General features: G+C 31.2%; 14 protein-coding genes. 6 read left to right on the top strand and 8 right to left on the bottom strand.

What is annotated here, in order from left to right:
* Positions 1-74: 74 nt before the first annotated feature.
* The gene (locus tag PBN93_RS15555; RefSeq protein WP_271081064.1) at positions 75-2,309 is read right to left on the bottom strand and encodes a TonB-dependent receptor; all 2,235 of its coding nucleotides are present in this window, start codon (positions 2,307-2,309) and stop codon (positions 75-77) included.
* 166 nt (positions 2,310-2,475) lie between these two features.
* A complete protein-coding gene (locus PBN93_RS15550) occupies positions 2,476-2,919 on the bottom strand; it encodes a hypothetical protein (protein WP_077400052.1) in 444 nt (147 codons plus the stop codon).
* Between the two features lie 188 nt (positions 2,920-3,107).
* Between PBN93_RS15550 and PBN93_RS15545 the strand changes: the two genes are divergently transcribed.
* On the top strand, positions 3,108-3,287 hold the full coding sequence (locus tag PBN93_RS15545; RefSeq protein WP_077400119.1) for a hypothetical protein: 180 nt from the start codon (positions 3,108-3,110) through the stop codon (positions 3,285-3,287).
* 45 nt (positions 3,288-3,332) lie between these two features.
* Here the strand turns inward: PBN93_RS15545 and PBN93_RS15540 are convergent, their stop codons facing one another.
* Entirely contained in the window at positions 3,333-4,889 is a 1,557-nt protein-coding gene (locus PBN93_RS15540) for an NAD(P)/FAD-dependent oxidoreductase (protein WP_271081063.1), read from the bottom strand.
* A 247-nt stretch (positions 4,890-5,136) separates the two neighbouring features.
* On the opposite strand from PBN93_RS15540, the gene PBN93_RS15535 reads away from it, so the two are divergent.
* Genes PBN93_RS15535 through PBN93_RS15525 form a run of 3 tightly spaced genes read left to right on the top strand, consistent with a single transcriptional unit; the run spans position 5,137 to position 7,201 of the window.
* Positions 5,137-5,739, top strand: a complete 603-nt coding sequence (locus tag PBN93_RS15535; RefSeq protein ID WP_077400046.1) for a SatD family protein — start codon at positions 5,137-5,139, stop codon at positions 5,737-5,739.
* Positions 5,733-6,449: a DUF3307 domain-containing protein gene (locus PBN93_RS15530; protein WP_077400042.1), complete on the top strand. Its 717-nt coding sequence runs from the start codon at positions 5,733-5,735 to the stop codon at positions 6,447-6,449. The genes PBN93_RS15535 and PBN93_RS15530 overlap by 7 nt, the downstream gene beginning before the upstream one ends.
* A gap of 11 nt (positions 6,450-6,460) precedes the next feature.
* The gene (locus PBN93_RS15525) at positions 6,461-7,201 is read left to right on the top strand and encodes a hypothetical protein (protein ID WP_271081062.1); all 741 of its coding nucleotides are present in this window, start codon (positions 6,461-6,463) and stop codon (positions 7,199-7,201) included.
* Positions 7,202-7,347: 146 nt separating this feature from the next.
* Here the strand turns inward: PBN93_RS15525 and PBN93_RS15520 are convergent, their stop codons facing one another.
* The 5 genes from PBN93_RS15520 to PBN93_RS15500 form a co-directional block, all read right to left on the bottom strand.
* Positions 7,348-7,977, bottom strand: a complete 630-nt coding sequence (locus PBN93_RS15520) for a response regulator (RefSeq protein ID WP_077400116.1) — start codon at positions 7,975-7,977, stop codon at positions 7,348-7,350.
* Positions 7,978-8,859: 882 nt separating this feature from the next.
* The gene (locus PBN93_RS15515) at positions 8,860-10,914 is read right to left on the bottom strand and encodes a PorP/SprF family type IX secretion system membrane protein (RefSeq protein ID WP_271081061.1); all 2,055 of its coding nucleotides are present in this window, start codon (positions 10,912-10,914) and stop codon (positions 8,860-8,862) included.
* 109 nt (positions 10,915-11,023) lie between these two features.
* The gene (locus tag PBN93_RS15510; protein WP_271081060.1) at positions 11,024-12,241 is read right to left on the bottom strand and encodes a TolB-like translocation protein; all 1,218 of its coding nucleotides are present in this window, start codon (positions 12,239-12,241) and stop codon (positions 11,024-11,026) included.
* A 138-nt stretch (positions 12,242-12,379) separates the two neighbouring features.
* Positions 12,380-12,760 (bottom strand): response regulator, encoded by a 381-nt coding sequence (locus tag PBN93_RS15505; protein ID WP_271081059.1) that lies wholly within the window; start codon positions 12,758-12,760, stop codon positions 12,380-12,382.
* 3 nt (positions 12,761-12,763) lie between these two features.
* Entirely contained in the window at positions 12,764-14,323 is a 1,560-nt protein-coding gene (locus tag PBN93_RS15500; protein WP_271081058.1) for a sensor histidine kinase, read from the bottom strand.
* 967 nt (positions 14,324-15,290) lie between these two features.
* Here PBN93_RS15500 and PBN93_RS15495 point away from each other — a divergent pair.
* Together PBN93_RS15495 and PBN93_RS15490 are read left to right on the top strand one after the other, a co-directional pair.
* Entirely contained in the window at positions 15,291-18,869 is a 3,579-nt protein-coding gene (locus tag PBN93_RS15495) for a carbohydrate-binding protein (RefSeq protein WP_271081057.1), read from the top strand.
* Positions 18,870-18,925: 56 nt separating this feature from the next.
* Positions 18,926-20,863, top strand: a complete 1,938-nt coding sequence (locus PBN93_RS15490) for a CBM96 family carbohydrate-binding protein (RefSeq protein WP_271081056.1) — start codon at positions 18,926-18,928, stop codon at positions 20,861-20,863.
* Positions 20,864-20,883 lie beyond the last annotated feature (20 nt).

Below are 20,883 nucleotides of genomic sequence, written 5' to 3'. Positions count from 1 at the left end.
TGTGTTTAGGGTTGATAAAAAATAAACCCACAACAAAAGCTGTGGGTTTACTAGGTGCAATAAAAATACCGTTTTTAAAAAGTTACGGAAACTTTAGCTTTTAAAAAGAACGGAGTACCTGGTGTAAAATGAATTTCATCTACAGGGTTATCTTCATTAAATAACCTTGTTTCTGTAGCAAACTGACTCTCGTTCCACTCTGTGTCAAACAAATTCTCTATAATAACTCCGTATGTCCAGTTTTTAGTATTGTAACTAAGATTAAAGTCAGATATCAAATATCCATCTGCAACAATAGAGTTATCTTCATTAGCAGGTCTGTCTTTTACGTATCTGTAATTTAATCCGCCAGAAAACTTACCAAGGTTGTTAAAAGTTAAACCACCTGCAGCAGTTAAAGAAGGAGCCAATGGAATGTAGTCTTCACCATCAGCTTCTTCTGTGCTTCTTGCGTAAGCATAGTTAGCATCACTATATAAATATAAGTTAGGTGTTATATTGTATCTAAAACCTAAGTCTACACCATAACGTTGTGTTTTTCCGCTAGGTTCTACCACACCAGCATCTCCAACATATACAAATTCTTGTTCTAAAAATAAGCTCCATAAAGCGGCGTTTATAACTAGTTTAGATGATGGTTTTAGAATAACACCCAAATCATTACCATAAGCAGCAGGTAATATTTCTTTACCATTGTTAGCAGTAACTACACGTGTGTCGTTAGAATGAAAACCAATACCAGATTTTAAAAATAACTGTATGCTAGGAGAAGCGGCATAAATAAAGTTTAACTTAGGGCTAACAAAAACTTTGTCTTCACTTAAGCTAGTATAAACAGTTTGTAGTTTGTCTATATAGTCGTTTTTAAAATAGTCTAAACGTAAACCAGGATTAATTGTCCATTTATTTTTCTTGTATGTAGCGTTTAAAAAGCTATACATATTTACTTCATCAATATCACCTAAAGCGTACGTTTCTAAAGTAGTTTGCCTGTTAGCTGTGTGAGATAACTCTACGTCATTTACATCATCATACCTAAAACCAACACCAGCTTCTAATTTTAATTGTGAGTTGTCTTTTTCAAAATGAAAATTATGCGCGTAAACAGATTCTGCTCCAAAAATACTACGAGACTCTTTTTGTTTTATTTGATCTCCATTTACAGGGTCTTCTAGAAAGAAGGTAAAGTTAGAGAACAACTCAAAGTCGTACTTAGATACAAATGCCTTAGAGGTAAGAGACTCGTGCTCGTTAAATTGTTTGGTATGATTAAACCATAGGTTAGATCTGCTAGTTTTACCACCTTCTGTATCGTCTATTGCGCCAAACCTACCAATTAATCCTTGGTCTACAGCACGCTGAGGTATTTGACCAGAAGCATCCCATTTACTTTGAAAATGACTAGCTGTAATAGTAAACTCTTGGTCGTTATAATTATTAAAGTTATAACGCCCCATTAAGTTAATTCTATTAAAATTCTGAGGAGAATCAAAAACACCATCTGTAAGTACAAGCTCAGATGCTAAGTACATATTATTTTGTTCTTCATCTAATAACTTAAGCATACTTACAGCACGCAAGCTGTTAAATTGTCCGGCTTCTACAGAAAGTAAGTTTTTGTCTAACTTCTTTTTGGTTTTTAGGTTTACATATCCAGCTGTGTTAAAATTACCTACGTTGGCATAATAAGGACCTTTGCCAAAGTCTATATTATCTACCGTTTCTGGTATAATAAAGTGCATATCTGCATAACCTTGTCCGTGTGCATGAGATACCATATTTACAGGTAAGCCATCTACGCTTATGGCAACGTCTGTACCGTGGTCAATATCAAAACCACGTAAAAATATTTGTTCTGCCTTACCGCCACCAGCATGCTGACCAATAATTAGTCCGGGAACCTTACGTAAAATCTCTTGTGAAGATTTTACCGGAGAGGTTTTAACATCTACGTTTAAAAAAGTACTAAGTGTGTTTACGTTAGAAACCAAAACTACTTGATCTAAAGACACTACACTTTCTGTTAAACTAACTTTAATGGTAGTATTAAGATGCTCTTCTGTAATTGTAATTTGTTTTGTAGCGTATCCTAGATTGTAAAAGTAAATAACATCGTTTAAAGAGACATTATTTAACTTAAAAAAGCCGGAAGTGTTAGAGTAGGTGTAGTCGCCATTTGTTTGGTTATATACACTAACACCTTCTATAGGTGTATTATTACTGTTTGATATAATAGTACCTTTTAGCTCGTGCGCTTGTATGTTACTAAAACCAATTAGTAACAGTATAATAGTTATTATATTTTTCATTTGTTGTTGTTTGTTGTAAATAGTATCCTTGTCAGGTTTAAAAACATTGCTTTAAATCTGAGATACAAATAGTATGTACGTAGCTAACCTATGGGCATAAAACAGCCTGTAGTAGCTAGTACTTTTATAAATTAATTTTTAATTTTTCTGCTAATTATAAGCAGTATTAAGCATGTGTGCTTTTGGGAGGTTTTTCTACAGCCGCTAAATAACCTTTTGTAGTTTTATTTGTGCTTGTATATATATAGTTAATGGTTAGTGTAGTGTTATTACTTATATTATAGGTAATTGGCTCTATAATGTGTTTGTCTATTTTAATTTCTTGTAAAATACCATCATTAGAGTCGTTCTCGTTCTCTGGAGCTCCAAATAAGTCGTTTATAAATGTAATTATTTGGTGGTCGTGGTTTTGTACATGTGTATGGCTGTGACTGTGTTTAGCTATGGAAGAATGGCTATGAGAATGTGCTGTAATACTATTTTGTGCTTCTATTGCGTGAGAAATAGCATGTAATCCATCTTTAATTTGGTTTTGCAACGGATGCAGCACGTACAGTAAGCTTATGCTTATTGCTATAATTTGTACTAGAAGTTGCTTAATGTTTGCCATCTTATGCTTTAAAAACACTATGTTATTATTGTATATTTAAGTGTTATTTTTGCAGCTACCAAAGCTATAAAAACTTATACACTCTTGCCATACTAACGAGATAATTTGAAGTAGGGTTTTAAAAAAAGTAAAAAAAAGATAAGTTTTTGTTTTAGGTTGATATAAAAGTGTTTAAAAAAGAGCTAGTTATGGGTAAAACAGGAAAAGAAAAAAATACATTAAATAAGGCTAAACACTCTAAGTTAATGGCCCGAAAAATTAATAAAAAGAAAAAAGAAGAAGCTTTACGTAAAGAACGCCTTAAAGCTATTGTAAAAAAAGCACAAGAGGTGCAAAAAACTAGTAACGAAAAAGCAGATAGCAACTAGTGTTGCTTTAGCTTAATACTAATTTTGCACCAACAAGCTTATAATTTATATACCTGCTACAGCAGCTTCGGCACATCTTTCGCCATCCATAGCTGCAGAAATTATACCTCCTGCGTAGCCACCGCCTTCTCCACAAGGAAATAAGCCTTTAATTTCTGGGTGTTCTAACTTTTCTGTTCTGGGGATATTTACAGGAGATGAGGTTCTAGATTCTACACCAATTATATTAGCTTCAGAGGTGTAGTACCCATTCATTTTATCTCCAAATGCTTTAAAACCGCCTCTTAAACGACTTCCAATTAGTTTTGGAAACAGAGAGTGCATAGGAGCAGATTTTAATCCTGGTTGGTAAGAGGTTTCATTTAGTGTTGTAGATAATTTTCCTTCTACAAAATCTGTTAGTCTTTGTGCAGGTGCAACTTGACTTCTTCCGCCTGCCGTAAAAGCTAGTTTCTCTAAATCCTTTTGATATTCTAATCCTTTTAAAACCCCAAACTTATTGTATTTAGGAATATCTTCATCAACATTAATTTCTACAACAATACCAGAGTTTGCATATAAATTATTACGTTTAGATGGCGACATACCATTTACCACAACCTCTCCTGGAGCTGTTGCCGCAGGTACTATAAATCCTCCTGGGCACATACAAAATGAGTATACACCTCTGCCTTTTACTTGTTCTACAAGGCTATATGCAGCAGCTGGTAATAACTCATCTCTTTGTCCGCTACAATGGTATTGTATACTGTCTATTATATGTTGTGGGTGCTCTACACGTACACCCATTGCAAAAGATTTTGCTTGTAATGCAATTTCTTTTTTATGCAGTAAATAATAAATGTCTCTGGCCGAGTGTCCTGTTGCTAGAATTACACTATTTACGGCCATTTCATTACCATTTTCTAAAATAATGGCTTTTAAGGTGTTGTTTTGTATTTCAAAATCTACCACTTTAGTATTAAAATGAACTTCACCACCGTACTTTATAATATTTTCTCTAATATTTTGTACAAGCTTAGGTAGTTTATTGGTGCCAATATGTGGGTGTGCATCTACTAAAATTTGGTCTGTTGCACCGTGGTATACTAGGTTTTCAAAAATTCTACGTACATCTCCACGTTTTAAACTGCGTGTATATAATTTACCGTCAGAATATGTGCCTGCACCACCTTCGCCAAAACAATAGTTAGAGTCTTGGTTTACAATATGTTCTTGGTTTATTGCTTTTAAATCTCTACGTCTGTTTTGTACATTTTTACCGCGTTCTAACACAACAGGTTTATAGCCAAGCTCTATACAACGTAGTGCGGCATACATACCGGCAGGGCCAAAACCAATAATATGAACTTCTTTGGCGTTAGAAACATCTTTATAATTAAACGTATAATTACTGCTTTCTGGTGCAGGTTCTTGTATGTATACGGTTACTTTGTAATTAAAATAAATGGTAGGCTTACGTGCATCTATAGACTTACGATCTACTTTTACAGCAGTAATTTCTTTTTCGGGAACACCTAAATATTTTGCAGCTTTTTTGGTTAGAATACCTTGTATTGGTTCTTCTATTAATGTAGTTCTAAGCTGAATGTTTCTTACCATACCGCAAAAGTACTATTTTAAAAGAATTTCTCTTTTTTGTTAGTTAATTATTTTAGGTTGATGCTTTAATTGTGTTTTGAATGTATAATAATTACTAGTTTTGTAAATATAATATTGTTAAAAAAACCTATTTTTAAATTGATACACTCTTTTATATGTTTAAATACATATATTTTAAATTATATGTTATATGGCATATAATTGTGATTATATGTTAAATAGCATATATTTGATGAAAAATTAAAAAATGATAGCAGTTATAACAGGAGACATTATTAATTCTAGAGCAGAAGATGTAGGTGTTTGGTTACCAGAGCTTAAGGCTGAGTTGAAAAATATAGGCTCAGATCCAAAAGATTGGGAAATATATAGAGGAGATAGTTTTCAATTAAAAACTACACCAGAGTTGGCGTTAAAAGTTGCTTTTAAGTTAAAAACAGTACTAAAACAATTTAAAACGTTAGATGTTAGAATGGCAATAGGAATAGGAGAGCAAAGTTACATTGCAGAGAAGGTTACAGAGGCAAATGGTAGCGCTTATATAAATTCTGGCGAGTGTTTTGAAGAGTTAAAAAAGCAAACTTTAGCAATTAAAACACCTTGGCAAGAGTTTAATACGGTTTTAAATTTACTGCTAGACGTGTTAGAGCTAACCATAAATAATTGGACACCTAATTATGCACTTTTAATAAAAGAAAGCTTAAAAGATACCAGTGTAACGCAAAAAGAGTTGGCAGATAGGTTAGACAAAAAGCAAAGCAATATTAGTACTAGTTTAAAAAAAGCTGGTTTTGATGAAATTTTAAAAATATTAGATTACTATAACACACAAATAAAAAAACTATGTTAGTACTTACATTAAAGTTGCTTTTAGCTCATATTTTGGGTGATTTTGTGTTGCAACCAAATAAATGGGTAAAAGACAAGCTAGAGAAAAAACAAAAGTCGGCTTACTTGTACTGGCATATAGTTATACACTTACTAGCCTTAATGGTAGTTTTAGAATTTAATACAAATTACTTTATTGGTATTGCTACTATTGTAATTACACATTATTTAATAGACTTAGCAAAGTTAATATTGCAAAATGATGACAATGCTAGAGTCTTATTTTTTCTAGATCAATTGCTACATTTATTAGTGTTAGTACTTGTGGCTGCTACTTATACAGACTATAGTTTAGACCTATCTTATTTTACCACGCCCAATATAATACTGTTTTTTATAGCTATTTTTTTGCTTACAAACGTGTCTGCCATATTAATGAAGGTTATAATATCTAAATGGAAATTAGAAGATGAGTCTAAAAAATCGCTTAAAAATGCAGGTGCATACATAGGGGTGTTAGAGCGCTTGTTTATTTTTATGTTTATTGTTTTAGGCCAATGGAGTGGAATTGGCTTTTTACTAACAGCTAAATCTGTTTTTAGATTTGGAGATTTATCTAAAGCAAACGATCGCAAATTAACAGAATATATTTTAATAGGAACATTAATAAGTTTTGGTTTAGCCATTTTAATAGCTTTAGGCTATAAATTTATGCTACAACAATTACCATAATAGCATTAGTTATGAATAAAGAAAAAAAGCAAAACTCTACTTCTAAAATGCAAAAAATGCTACATTTAGATTATAGAAGAGATGATGATATTTGGTTAACAAACACACAAACTTTACGAAGATTAATTGGAGTTTTAGGTATAGCCTTACCTATTTTATTATTTGCTTTTTTATGGATTACAGCAGAGCACGCAAGTGCATTAGAGTCTATTAGTCATTATTACTTTACGCGGGCAAACCCAATATTTATTATTGTTGTAAGTATTATGGCTATATTTTTAATGGTATACAAAGGTAGAGAACCTATAGATTTTTATATGTCTTTTATAGCGGGTGTTTTTGCAATTTTACTATTACTATTCCCTACAGATAATATAGCCATTACCTGTTGTGATGCAGACGCTGCGTATAGTGTAACTTATATACAAGATAATGTTTGGCGTGTACGTTTTCATTACATAGCAGCTGCAATATTTTTGTTAAGCTTAAATTATATGTCTCTTTTTGTATTTACCAAATCTAACAAACCTAAAACAGAGCTTACAAAGGAAAAAAAACAACGAAATGCAATTTATAAAATAACTGGCACTATTATGTTTTGTGCTTTGCTTGTAATAATGCTTGGTTTGTTAAAAGTAATACCAGAGGACTTTTATTATCAAAACCATATTACCTTTTGGATGGAGACGGTTGCTATAGAATGTTTTGGAATTGCTTGGCTGGTAAAAGGAGAAACAATTTTTACCGATTAAAAGTATAAAACCCCTGAAAAAATCAACAATTTCAAGGGTCTTATGGTAAAATATGGACAATCTACATAAATAGTATTCACTATTTAAATTTTAGTATAAGCAAAAGCATAAGTAGGTTTTGTTTGTTTTTGCTATACTGTTTTGCTTTAAGCACAATCTAACTGTCTAAGCTTGTCCAATGCTTCAGACTTAGAGTTTACATTAAGTTTTAAGTATATATTTTGGATATGAAAATTAACAGCACTTGCAGTAACAAATAGTTTTTCTGCAATTGTTTTGTAAGTTTCACCTTCAAATAAAAGATCTATAATTTCATTTTCTCTTTTAGAAAATTCATTAAAAGATTTACGCTGAAACATAGATATAACCTGCTTTGCAATGTCATTACTAATTGCAGCTCCATCAATCTTAATAGAATTTAATGCGTCATACAATCTCATTTCTGTGAGTGGTTTAGTTAAGTAACCATTTGCACCGTTTTTAAAAGCTTTTTTTATTAATGAAAAATCGTTTTGCTCACTAACAATAATAATTTTTGCGTTTACTGCTTTCTTTTTAAATTTAATTAATACATCTATACCACCAAATTCTTCTTCTGGAATATCTGTGATAATAATATCTGGAGCAACTGTGGTGGAAGATCTTAATGCTTCTTTGGCAGAGCTATAAATACCAATTAAATTGTAGTCTGAGTACAGATTAAAATAATGTTTGTACGTTTTTTTAAACAATGGATCGTTATCTATTACAATAACATTTAAATTTCTTGTTTGCATAAGTTGGGGGTTTTTGTATGCCATTATAGCATACAGGTTAAGTTTATAAATGAAATTTGGGGTTGTATTTAATTTTAAAATAGAAAATAGAAAACCTAGCCTTAATTATTTATTACAATAATTAAGTGTATTTATTAGATAGAAATTATAATTAAAATTAAAAGGGTAGGGGTACTCTTTTGTTTTAATTTTAGTTATAATACCTATTGTAAACAGTAAATTTCTAAGGCTACTATAAAATTAAATACAGAGATTATTATACCGTTTACAGCGTAGATTATCATTTTTGTGTAGGGGTAAAAATGATTGCTGATTGCAGTTTTTGTAGGTTTGTTTTTGGTTACTTTTTGTAATGTAAAAAAGTGTCATATAATTTGGGTTTTTGGGGGTGAAAGAAACTCTTTTACAAGTTTCTAAATCTATTTTTTAGAGTAAATAAATAGTATATTTTAAAGGTGTAAACCCTTTTCTTAACGTTCATTTTAATAGAAAAGCATTACTTATTTAAATAGGTTCTACACTACTTATTTTGTTTCTCTATACTAAAGATATGACTTTTGCGTTACTTGGCAAAATTTAAAAAGTAAGTAAAATCTCATTTAATATATGTTAATGTGCACTTCATCGTTACTTTAATGCTTTTAAGCGTATATTTTAAAAGGGCTAATCGATAAAGTGTTAAAATTTTAACTTATTATTTAGAATCATTCTAAAGTAATTTTTTAGATGAACTGCACTTTTTTGTAAAAAAAAATAGTCCAAAAGACAAGTATAAGAACGTTATATACTTTGTCTTTTAGGACTACCCGCAACCCCCGATGCGTAATTTTCACTTATAAAATAACCCAATTTATACTCTAGGGAGAGTCAACTTATATTGTATTAATCTTCATATATATTTGCAGCTGTTGCTGTAGATGCAGAGTAAGCAGGTTTGTCTACTTTTAAAATCCATTTTTCATCTTGGTATTTACCATTAAGGTTAGATGCGTAAGCGTCTTCCGCTTCTTCCATATAGTTGTAATCTGCTATGTATACATAGTAAAGATCATTTTCTTTATTGTAAAATTGTTTTGCATCAATGTTTTGCTTTTTAAGTTTTGTCATAAAAGCATCTAAGTACTTTTTTGTTTTGTAAACATTTGCAATTACGTAGTATCCAGACTTAACACCATCCATATCTGACTGGTTTACTACTTTTAAAGGAATTTCTTTAAATTTTTTGTTATCAGTTTTAGCAGCAACTGTTTTAGTTGTTTTATCTGCGTCTAACTTATAAGTAACCTTTTTAGTTGTTTTAGTAGCTACAGCATTGTTTGGTACAGTATTAACCTGTTGTGCTGTAGTTTGTATGTTTTGCTTAATATCGTTTCTTAAAATACGTACAATAGTTTCAAACTTTTTTTCTAATTCTGCGCTACGTGCGTTTTCAATAGAATCTTGTCTTAAAATTAGTTCATCTAATATTAATCTGTTTTGGTAAGCTAATGAGTTTTCATCTTCTTGTACTGTTGTTTCTGTAACAGCTTTAGATTTAGTAGCTTTTTTGTTTTTACGGTTGTTTTTTCTTTTTTTACTATTTAACGTAACGCTTTGTGACTCAAAGTTTCTAACTATTGTATTAAACTTATCTTGTACGGCATTTTTAGGACCAACTGTTTTTACAGCTCCTACGTATGTTTTTGGTGTGCTTTGTGTATTTGTTGTACTGTTAGCTGCTATTGTAGTTGTGTTTTTAGCTTCTGTTGTATTGTTTTGAGTTCTTTTTAAACTATTTTGTTTGGTAATTAGTGCTAAAATTTCATTTTCTCTTTTTTTGCTAGAGATTGCCATTTTGGTAGCGTCTTTACCACTTTCTAAAGCAACAATTCTTTCTTTATCTCTTTTTTGATCTTCCATAAGGGCTAATATTTGCTCCTCATAGTTTCTAATAATTTTATCTACTTTGCTGTCATGAGACTCTTGTGTGTCATTAGTTGCAAAAGCCGGACCATTGTTTTTAAAAGTATAAGCCAAAGATAACTCGTGGTTCCACCCTAAGTCTGTTTCATTATTCATTACATCTTTTTCTAATAAATAACCTAAAGACATTTTGTTGTTTAAGTTAAAACCTAATCCCATAGATATACCGTGTTCGTTATCTATTGTAGATTGTAACCAACCGTACTTTGGTAAATCTAATAACATAGAACCTACGTAAGATATACCACCATTTTCGTTTTTACCAACTTGTACAAGTGGCATAAATCTACCTTCTGCAAATAAACCTCTAGTTGCGCTAAATGGTTGTGTGTATTGTAAAGATGCTTTAACGCTTCTGTCATTAAAATTAGTAGAGAATGCATTGGTTGTTTGGTTGTACTTAACTAAATCTTTAGCGTAGATACCAACATCAAACCTACCCACAGATAGTGTAATTGCTGGTTGTATAGCTAATTTACTTTCTTTTTTAGCGTCTATTAACTGTAAGTCGTTATCATCTGCTATTACTCTGTTTTTATCTAAACCCTCGTTAAAATAAGTAACGTTAGCACCAAAAGTAAGCTTACTTTTTTCACTTAATTGTACTGCTGTTGCATAGTTTGCATTAAAACCAAACTCTTGTACAACACCCGCCCATTGGCTGTAAATACCAATTCCAAATGCAGCGTTATCGTTAATTTTACTACTAAAACCTACAAAATAGTTTTGCACATTATCATCAAAAGTAGCATACTGGTTTCTGTGTAAAATGTTTAAATAAGATTTGTTTTCTCTTACTAATGAAAAAGTAGGATTTATTAAAAATCTATTAAAAAACAATTGATTGTGGTATGAATTGTTTGAACTATTTTCTGAAACTGTAGCCTCTTGTGCTGTTACTGTTTGTAAGCTTAGTAAAATAGATACTAATACTAGTAAACATATTTTGTGAGTAAATGAAACTTGACTTTTCATAGTAGTAAAAATTACGGTTATTTTGTGGTGAAAAATGTAAGTACTTTTTTGCCAAAGTACAGTAAAGAAATATAAACTAAGGGGGTAGGTTGTTTATATAACTTGGGTCTTAATCTTCAAAAACAGATGTTGAATAGTTTATTGATGATTCATCATTAACAGCCTCTAGAGAGTTAAAATCTCTGTTTTTGTTAGTGTATGTAAAAGCAACTCTTTCTACATTTCCTTGTCCGCGGTTAGACATTACGTAGCCCATTCCGTTTTTAGATTGTAAATCCAAAGAAAAATCGTCTTTATCACTATTAATTCTGCTACCTAAATTTGCAGCAATACCAACTTTACGCTGACCAACTTCTACCATATAAATATCTAATCCTCCGTAGCCTTTATGACCGTTTGAAGCAAAAAATAATGAGTTTCCGTTTACAATTTTAGGATATAAATCGTTTTTTTCTGTGTTTACTTTTTGTCCTAAGTTTTTTGCAACTCCAAAGTCACCATTTGCTTTAATTGAAGCAACATAAATATCAAACTTACCAAAAGTACCAGGCATATTAGATGCAAAAAACAAACGTTTGCCATCTGCAGAAACAGTAGGGTGCATTGCAGAATAATTTTTAGGAGCTAATGCAACTTCTTTAACATTTTTCCATTCGCCGTTAACTTTTTGTGCTCTGTAAATTTTATGAACCAGTTCTTTTTTAGAAAAAATTCCAGTTGCTGGCTTTACATAAACACCTTTGCTAAAGTAAGCTGTTTTGCCATCTGCAGTAACTGCTACAGGTGTTTTATAAGCGTTGTGCTTGTCTGTAATTTCTTCTAAATAGTTGTTTTGTTGTGTAACTGTTTCTAAAGAAGAGTTTCCTCTTGGGTTAAAACTATACTCACCATACTTACCCGTATACGTAGTATTGTTTTTTTGCTTGGTAGTTTTGTAATCATTAGCTACAGCAGCCATCCAATCTTTATTAGAGTTGTGAGTATCTTTAGTTGTACTAACACCAACTTTTTTAAGTGCAAATTGGTAACGCTCTTGGTAACTTTTGTTTAGCATTTTGTCTTTACTAACATCTTTTAGTTTTTTGTACCAAAAAGCAGCAGTTTCATAATTTTTTACTAAAAAGTTTGCGTTACCTAGATCTTCGTAAATTTCTTTGTCTGTGTAACCTAAACTTTTAAGTTTTTTGTAGTTGTCTACTCTCTTTTTTACTTCAACAGTAGTTGTTTTAGAAGCGTTACTTGCAACTGTATTTTGTGCAGATAACGAATAGCAGAAGAATGTAGAAATACATACTATAGCTGCTTTGTGGGTTATAAAATTTTTCATAAGATAGGGGTTAAATTATCACTACATCAAAGATCTAGTTTTTACCCGTTACCTGTACTAGTAAATATTCATAGGTTTTTGCTAAAAAAGGTTATTTCATCGATTAAATAACTCTTTTTTGAGTTGAAATGCACTTTTCTATCGTTTTTCGGTCAATTTGCTGCATATTATTTCAAACTCAGCTTTTAACTGATTTTCATCAATTGGTTTACGAATAATGTGCATTGGATTGGTTTTCTCTGCTCGTTCTATAGTAGAGGTATCAGAATTACCTGTTATAAATACAAATGGTATTTGGTAGTCTTTATTTATAATTTCTGCAACCTCCACACCATCTTTATCTCCACTTAAGCCAATATCTAATAATATAATGTCCGGAGAAAAAAATCGTAAGGCAGAAATAGCCTCATTGCTATTACTAGCGGTTCTAACAATATTCTCGTCCATAGATTCAATTATGCTTTCTATAAACATTTGGATAATCATATTATCCTCTACTATGAGTACTTTTAATGCCATAATTTATGATGTTTGTTCTATTTCTTGAAATGTGATGATGTAATTTGTTCCTTTTTTAGAGTTATCTTTTTCAATATTACCTCTAAGTTGTAGGGCTAGTTTGTGTATTAATTTAAGTCCTAAAGATTTTGTATTTCTAAAATTGATACTTTTTGGAAATCCTTTTCCGTTATCTCCTATTAATAATAAAAAGTTAGGGTATACTAATTTTTTTACTTCAATGCTTAGTACTCCTTCTTGCATATCTTTAAAACCGTATTTTAAAGAGTTAGTAATTATTTCGTTAATCATTAATCCTAATGGCACAGATGTATCTAAATTTAAATACAAGTCTGTTGCTTTAATATCTAGTTTAATATTAGTTGCATTACCTTTCATAGAAATTAGCATAGTGTTTGCTAATTGTTCCATATAGCTTCCGTAATTAATTCTGCTTAAATCATTAGATCTGTAAAGCATTTCATGAATAATGGCCATAGAGTTAATTCTGTATTGGCTATATCTAAAAAGAGCTCTTGTTTCTTCATCCTTAATAAAGCTAGACTGTAAACTAAGTAAACTGGTAATTACTTGTAAATTGTTTTTTACTCTGTGATGAATTTCTTTTAATAATGTATCTCTTTCAGATAATCTGTTCTCTACAGTTTGGTTTAGGTTAGATATGTTTTCATTTTTAATATATAAAGAGTACACTATAATTAAAAATATAAGTAACCCTAGGTTAAGCAAACCTGCATTTTTATAAGTTTCAAATTTAAAAGTAGCAAGTCTATTTTCTGTATCTTCAATTTTTGTGCTCGTATATATTGTCCAAGGATGGTTGCCTTCTAAACTTATTGTTTTAGAAACATATAAGTTATTACCATTTTCATCCTTTTTGTTTAAATCTATCTTAGATAATTTGTAAAGTTCATCATCATTACCATAAAAAATTTCTCCTCTAGAGTTTAGTAATGTTAGGTTATAATTATCTAAATTTTTAAACCAATTTTTTGCGTTTAAATTTAGTCCAACTATTCCTTGCAATTCATTATTTACATATACAGGTGTAAAAAAACGAATTGTAGGTCTGTAGGGTATTTCTATTTTTTGTTTTTCTATATTAAGATCTAAATGAGAGATATATACTTCATTCTTTTTAGCTTTTATAGATTCTTTAAAGTAATACCTGCTAGATTTGTCTTGGTATTTTATTGATGAAGCCAAGGAGTCTATATCAACACGTATAACTTCTATGCCACTAGTATTAATTAATCTAGCTTGGAAGTAGTTAGGGTCTATATCTATAAAAGTTTTTAATTTCTTTTCAATTTCTAGAATAGATGTATTGTTCTCTAAATCTAACTCTATTAGTTTACTAATGTATAATACATTTTTTTTACTAATGTTATATAACTCGTTTAGCTTTGACTCTGTTTCTACAAGCTTATTGTTAGATTTTATGTTTTCTACTAATATTATGTTTTTTGTGAACGTTTGTACTTGATTTAATGAAACGTTCCAGATTACAATTGTTATTAGTAGGAATAATATTACGGAAACTATAATTAGTTTTTTTCCCATAAAGTAAGGTTAAAAAGGGGTTAGTATGTAACTAAGGTAAATGGTATTCATAAATTTACAAAAATACTTCTAATTATAACACTGTTTTTTTGGTATGTATTGGCTGTAGTTTTGCTATAATAGTATAGATAGCAGTATATTAATTGTAGATTGTAGTATTTACTGTATAGTTAGCACAAATATATTATTAAAAAAAATTGAAGTAAAAGTGTTAAAAATATGTGAATTAACAAATTAGATAACAGTTGTTAGTATAAAATATAATTTTTAAGCAATATTTTGGCTTTGCTTTTATTTAAGTTTATTCTTGTTAAATTATTAATATTTATTCCAAAATACCTTTTATATTGTCAGTATTTCTAAGTGATTATGCATAATTGTAAAAAAAAATTATTTATATGAATTTTTTTTAATTTTAAAGTAAGAAATTACTTACCTTTGATGTATCCCCAAAGAATTTTTTTATCAACTTAATTATTTACAAAATGAAAACAATTGTACTTAAGTTCTACTACATTGCTAAAAACGAGTTTTGGGCTTGTTATTCACTCCTTATTTATCATATAAAATCATCTCAACTTTTATTTAAAAGTACAAGTTAAAAAGTACTGTTTGCTAAAATGTGCTACTTGGTTCTAAAACAAAGCCAAGTACTATAATTGGACTAATTTATTTAGTTGCATATAGGCATACTTATGTTTTTACTCAACATTTTTTAATGATATAGAAAAACTAAATCTTGTGATTTTTTCCAATCCGTTATTTTATAAAAAATTGTGTTTTTTAGGTAATTCCTTATGCTAAGTTATAAGCTATATTTAGGATATAAGTACATTATTTTTAAACAATACAATATATAGATAACAAAGTCTTAAACTTTTTTTAAGGTCACAAGGTGTTTATTACTAATTGATTAACCCTTAATTTAAATTTTACTACTATGAAATTTTTTAAACCTCAATTACTTATGGCATTCATACTCTTTAGTATGTTTTTAAATGCTCAAACTCCAGACGGAGAATTAAAACGGTGGCATAAGCTTACTTTAACTTTTAATGGACCAAATACTTCAGAAACTGCTAATCCTAATCCCTTTTCAGATTACAGATTAGATGTAACTTTTACACACAAAAATAGCAACAGAAGTTTTACTGTACCTGGCTATTATGCAGCGTGTGGTAACGCAGAAAATACGGGTTGTACTTCTGGTAATAAATGGAGAGTACATTTTACACCAGATGATATAGGACTTTGGAACTGGGCAGTGGTTTTTAAAACGGGGACTAACGTTGCAATAAACAATGGCGGTACTAACGGAGGATTTATGAATGGTACTACTGGTAGTTTTACAATTAACGAATCTAACAAAACAGGAAGAGATTTAAGAAATAAGGATTTAGGAAGATTACAGTATGTAGGAGAGCACTATTTAAAGCATACTGGTACAAACCCTAATAATCCTAACGGACCTTGGTTTTTAAAAGTAGGTGCAGACTCTCCAGAAAACCGCTTTCATTATGTAGATTTTGATGGTACACCAGGAAATACAGCTGGAGGTAATAAAAGTAAAACTTGGCAAGCACATGTTACAGACTATAATGCTACAGATGCAAGTGCTTATACTTGGAACAGTGGTAAAGGTAAAGGCATATTGGGCTCTATAAACTATTTATACGGACAAGGTGCTAATGTTATCTCTTTTTTAACATGGGCAGCAGGTGGTGATGATGGTGCTGTTTTTCCGCACATATTAAAAGGGGCATCATCAGATTACTCTAGCGCAAGCAAATCTGAACAGTGGAATAAGTTACATAAAGATAGGTTTGATGTATCTAAACTTGCACAATGGGAGAAAGTAATGGAGTACGCAGATAAAAAGGGAATGTACTTGCATTTTAAAACAATGGAAACTGAAAATTGTGAAAAAATGGATGGTCATACTTTTGGTAGGGAACGAAAATTATACTACCGCGAGTTAATTGCCAGGTTTGCACACCATTTAGCATTAAACTGGAACTTGTCTGAAGAATCTACCATTAAGGACGAAGTGGTAAAAGCTACTATAAATTATATTAAAAATTTAGACCCGTATAATCATCATATCGTTTTGCATACTTATCCAGGGCAACAAGACCAAAGGTATAATCCGTTAATAGGTAACAAGTCTAACTTAACAGGCTTATCTGTACAAACAAGTCAAAACAACGTACATAAAGATATACGTAGATGGGTAATAAATTCAAGAAATACTGGTAAAAAATGGGTGGTAGCAAATGATGAGCAAGGTAGTGCATCACAAGGTATAATGGTATCTGACAAGCAGGTTAGAGAAAAAGTACTTTGGGCTACATTTTTAGCTGGTGGCGCTGGTGTAGAGTATTACAGTGGTTATACAAGTAATGATGGTGACCTTAACGGACAAGATCATAGAAAAAGAGGAGCTAAGTATAAGCAGGGTAGTTATGCACTTAAATTTTTTAACGAAAACTTGTTACCTAACTTAACAAAAATGGTTTCTGATGACGGTGTTACTGCAGATAGTAAAGATTATGTTTTTGCAGAAGAAGGAAAAACATACGCTATATACAGACCAAACGGAGGCAGTACATCTTTAAGCTTGCCAAGTGGTAATAATAAGTATAATGTACAATGGTTTAACCCAAGAGAAGGTGGCAATTTATCAGCAAAAACAACATTAGGTAATAATTTGGTAGCACCAGATACTAACGATTGGGTTGCGTTAGTTACAAGTAAAAATGAAGATGGTAATGCTGGTGGTTGTAATAGCAATATAACTGCTACCTTAACAAACGATGCCTATTTACAAGGAACAACTAGGTTTAACAACGCAGAATTAAGAGTAGAAAGTGGTAGAAGACTAGCTTACCTACAGTTTACAGTACCTACAACCTCTAAAACAGTTACAGGTGTAAAGTTACAACTTACAGTTTCTAGTGATTCTGGCAATGGTTTAATAGAGGTTTTTAAAGGAAGCTCTACTAACTGGACAGAGGCTAATTTGTCTAACACAAACAAACCTGCAGAAGGCACAAAATTAGGGCAATTAAACACTACTTATAGTGTAGGTAGTAATTATACTTGGAACTTAACTAATGTAACACCTGGCGAAACCATTACTTTAATACTAAAGCAAACTGCGGGTAATGATGTGTCTTTTTCTTCTAAAGAGGGTTCTTCTGCTCCTAAATTAATTTTAGAGGTTGAATGTGATGAAGCTAACGGAGTAGTAAATAACAATATTTCATTACCAGGAACATTAGAAGCTGAAAACTTTACAGATCAGTTGGGTATAGAAGTAGAAAACACATCTGATGTTGGTGGAGGAAAAAATATAGGTTATGTAGAAAATGGTGATTTTACCAAGTACAAAGTAAGTGTAGTAGAAGCAGGTGCTTACAAAGTACAAGCAAAAGTAGCTACTAATACTGTTGGTGGTACAATTAAGATTGATGCAAATGGAACCAATGTTGGAGAACTTACAGTTGCAAACACAGGAGGTTGGCAAACCTGGAAAACGGTAAGTACAACTGTTAATTTAGAAGTAGGTGAGCAAACACTTCAATTAAACTTTACAGGTGGTTCTGGTTATTTATTTAATGTAAATAAGCTAATTTTTGAAGAAGATGTTATTACTGAAGAACCTGGTAATGATTGTATTGCTGTAGAAAAAAATGGAGTAGTAGCTGTAGAAGCAGAACATTTTTTTAGTCAATCTAAAGATGGCGATAGAAAATGGTATTCTTTTAATGGAACCACAACAGGTACTCCAACTCCAGATCCAGATACAAACCACTATAACCAAGCTAGTGGCAACGGGTATTTAGAAATTTTACCAGATACAAGAGTAACTCATAGTGATCCTCTTAATGCTCAAAATTTTTCTAATCAGCCAGGAAAAATAGCTATTGTAGACTATAAAGTTAAGTTTTCTAGTCCGGGTAAATATTTTGTTTGGGTAAGAGCATATTCTACCGGATCAGAAGATAACGGTGTACACGTTGGTATTAATGGTACTTGGCCAGCTTCTGGACAAAAAATGCAATGGTGTACTGGTAAACAACAATGGACATGGGAGAGCAAACAACGCACAAATGCAAACCATTGTGGCGAACCACAAAAAATATTTATAAATGTACCAAGTGCAGGAGTGCATACAATTTCTTTTTCAATGAGAGAGGACGGATTTGAGATGGATAAGTTTGTACTTTCTAAGACTTATACTAAACCTGTTGGAGCTGGACCAGAAGAAGTATTGGAGGGCTGCTCTAGTTCTAAAACCGCTAATGTTGCTTTAAAGGTTATGGCTAGCGATGTTAAAGTTTTTCCTAATCCGGCACAAGATTATATAACCATTACTGGAGTAACCAATGGAGAACAACTTATTATATATGATTTTACGGGAAATGTAGCACTTAAAAAAGTAGCTAGTACTACTGCAGAAACCATTGATGTTTCAGCCTTAAAATCGGGTAAATATATCATTTCTATTAAAGGAAAAGACGGAATTCATTTTATAAAAAAATAATAACCATAAGGCTACTTAGAGATTAATTTTCTAAGTAGCTTTTTTAGTTAAATGATATGAAACTTTATCTATATAAACAAAAAAAAGCATTTGTTTACTGTTTAGTCTGCCTATTATGTTTTGGGTTTAAGGTAACAGCACAATTAAAAGTAGGTGATCCAGGTGTACGTTTTAATAATAGTAAGTATGACAGTAGATATCCGCAAATGAAAGAATGGCAAAAAGCCGGTGTTAGAGGTGGTATTCCGTTTTTAAAAGATGTAAAAGTTGTAAAAACACTTACAAATGGTGCAAATAGTGACGCTATTAATAGTACTATAAATGATGCATCTAAACAAAGTGGGTTAGTAGCAGTGTTACTAAAAAATGGCACTTATACTATTAATAAGCGTATTGTAATGAAATCTAATGTCTCTTTAATAGGAGAAAGCAGAGGTAATGTAAAGTGTATTATAAAAATGAATAATGGTGATGCATTTAGTTTTTACAAAGTACGTAAAAGTGGTATTTACACTTTAACTATAGAAGGTAGTTGGGGAAAACCTAAGTACAACTGGAATTATAGTTTAGATGCTAATGATGAGCTAAAAAATAATGATAATATTTCTGTAAAGTTTAACAGATCTGAAGATTGTTGGTTAGATAAAGTAACCATACTAAACTCGGCTAGAGATCCTGTAAGAGTACCATCTAACCATATTACTTTAAGAGATTTAAAGGTAGATGGAGCACATAAGAAAGCTGGTGGTGCACAAGGTTATTTTTTTATACAAGGAGCGTATAATTTAATAACAGGTTGTGAGGTTACACATTTAAGGCATATTTCTTTACAAGGCGGTAATGTAGAGTACAATGTGGTTTATGATAATGATTTTAGACAAGAGGTGAGTTTCCATAGTGGAGATAAAGGGAATAATTTAATAGAAAACAACAGAATTACATTGCCTTTTGATATGCCTAACTCAAAGGCAGATACTCCTAATGCAGCTTATAATAACAGCAAAGAGCCTAATTATTATGCAATTATGGGACCTTGGTCTAGTCAGCATACAAACTCAGAAAAACCAAATTTTATTTTTAAGAACAATTGTTTAGAACAAAACCACAATAATGCTAGGCCTTGGTCTAATCCTAATTTACTTTATAAAGGGCCTAAGGAAGTAAAACCAGCAAACCCTGCTACTAATTTCCCTGCATTATCTGCGAGTTTAACACCTAAAGGAGGCACATTGTATCCTATAATTTTGAGTGAAAATTCAGGAGGTTCTAATGCTTGCAATAGAGAGGTAACAGTTTCTGTTTTAGAAGATGCATATTTACAACAAGCATCTAAATATAATACAAGTGAGCTAAGAGTAGAGGGCACTAAGCGGGTTAGTTACTTGCAGTTTAAAATACCTGCTAATGCGGCGGCTATTACTAGTGCAAAGTTACAACTAACGGTATCTACTGATAATGGTAACGGACGTATAGATGTTTTAAAAGGGAAATCTAATAGTTGGACAGAAGATAATTTATCTGCTACAAACAAACCTTTACCAGGTTCTACATTAGGTACATTAACAACTACTTATAAAAAAGGAGAAACTTACAATTGGGACTTAACAGGTGTACAACCAGGAGAAACAATTACACTGGTAGTAAAACAAGCAAGTGGTAACGATGTATCATTTTGGTCTAAAGAAGGAATAAAACCACCAAAATTAGAGTTAAAAATTAATTGTAACAATGCAGCAACTAACAGTATTTTAAGTTCAAAAACAGTAGAAGCCACAACTACAGTAATAGTATATCCTAATCCTGCACAAGAGTATATTACAGTATCTGGACTTACCGTTGGTAAGCATATTGTTTTATATGATTTTTTAGGAAATGTGTTGCTTAAAAAAGTAGCCAAATATACTTCAGAAACCTTAATTACTTCGGGCTTAAAAGCCGGTAAATATATTATTGGTATAGAAGGAGAAAAAGGTGTTCAGTTTATAAAAAAATAATAACTAAAAGCCGCTTAGCT

It is taken from the genome of Cellulophaga omnivescoria (assembly GCF_027915275.1).
GTDB classification, from domain to species: Bacteria; Bacteroidota; Bacteroidia; order Flavobacteriales; family Flavobacteriaceae; genus Cellulophaga; species Cellulophaga omnivescoria.
This window is presented reverse-complemented; position numbering and strand designations above follow the sequence as displayed.

Coding starts and splice junctions, on each gene's coding strand:
- PBN93_RS15490 (WP_271081056.1), top strand. CDS start 18,926: ATGAAACTTTATCTATATAAACAAAAAAAAGCATTTGTTTACTGTTTA.
- PBN93_RS15555 (WP_271081064.1), bottom strand. CDS start 2,309: ATGAAAAATATAATAACTATTATACTGTTACTAATTGGTTTTAGTAAC.
- PBN93_RS15505 (WP_271081059.1), bottom strand. CDS start 12,760: ATGGCATTAAAAGTACTCATAGTAGAGGATAATATGATTATCCAAATG.
- PBN93_RS15530 (WP_077400042.1), top strand. CDS start 5,733: ATGTTAGTACTTACATTAAAGTTGCTTTTAGCTCATATTTTGGGTGAT.
- PBN93_RS15500 (WP_271081058.1), bottom strand. CDS start 14,323: ATGGGAAAAAAACTAATTATAGTTTCCGTAATATTATTCCTACTAATA.
- PBN93_RS15510 (WP_271081060.1), bottom strand. CDS start 12,241: ATGAAAAATTTTATAACCCACAAAGCAGCTATAGTATGTATTTCTACA.
- PBN93_RS15540 (WP_271081063.1), bottom strand. CDS start 4,889: ATGGTAAGAAACATTCAGCTTAGAACTACATTAATAGAAGAACCAATA.
- PBN93_RS15520 (WP_077400116.1), bottom strand. CDS start 7,977: ATGCAAACAAGAAATTTAAATGTTATTGTAATAGATAACGATCCATTG.
- PBN93_RS15525 (WP_271081062.1), top strand. CDS start 6,461: ATGAATAAAGAAAAAAAGCAAAACTCTACTTCTAAAATGCAAAAAATG.
- PBN93_RS15535 (WP_077400046.1), top strand. CDS start 5,137: ATGATAGCAGTTATAACAGGAGACATTATTAATTCTAGAGCAGAAGAT.
- PBN93_RS15515 (WP_271081061.1), bottom strand. CDS start 10,914: ATGAAAAGTCAAGTTTCATTTACTCACAAAATATGTTTACTAGTATTA.
- PBN93_RS15550 (WP_077400052.1), bottom strand. CDS start 2,919: ATGGCAAACATTAAGCAACTTCTAGTACAAATTATAGCAATAAGCATA.
- PBN93_RS15495 (WP_271081057.1), top strand. CDS start 15,291: ATGGCATTCATACTCTTTAGTATGTTTTTAAATGCTCAAACTCCAGAC.
- PBN93_RS15545 (WP_077400119.1), top strand. CDS start 3,108: ATGGGTAAAACAGGAAAAGAAAAAAATACATTAAATAAGGCTAAACAC.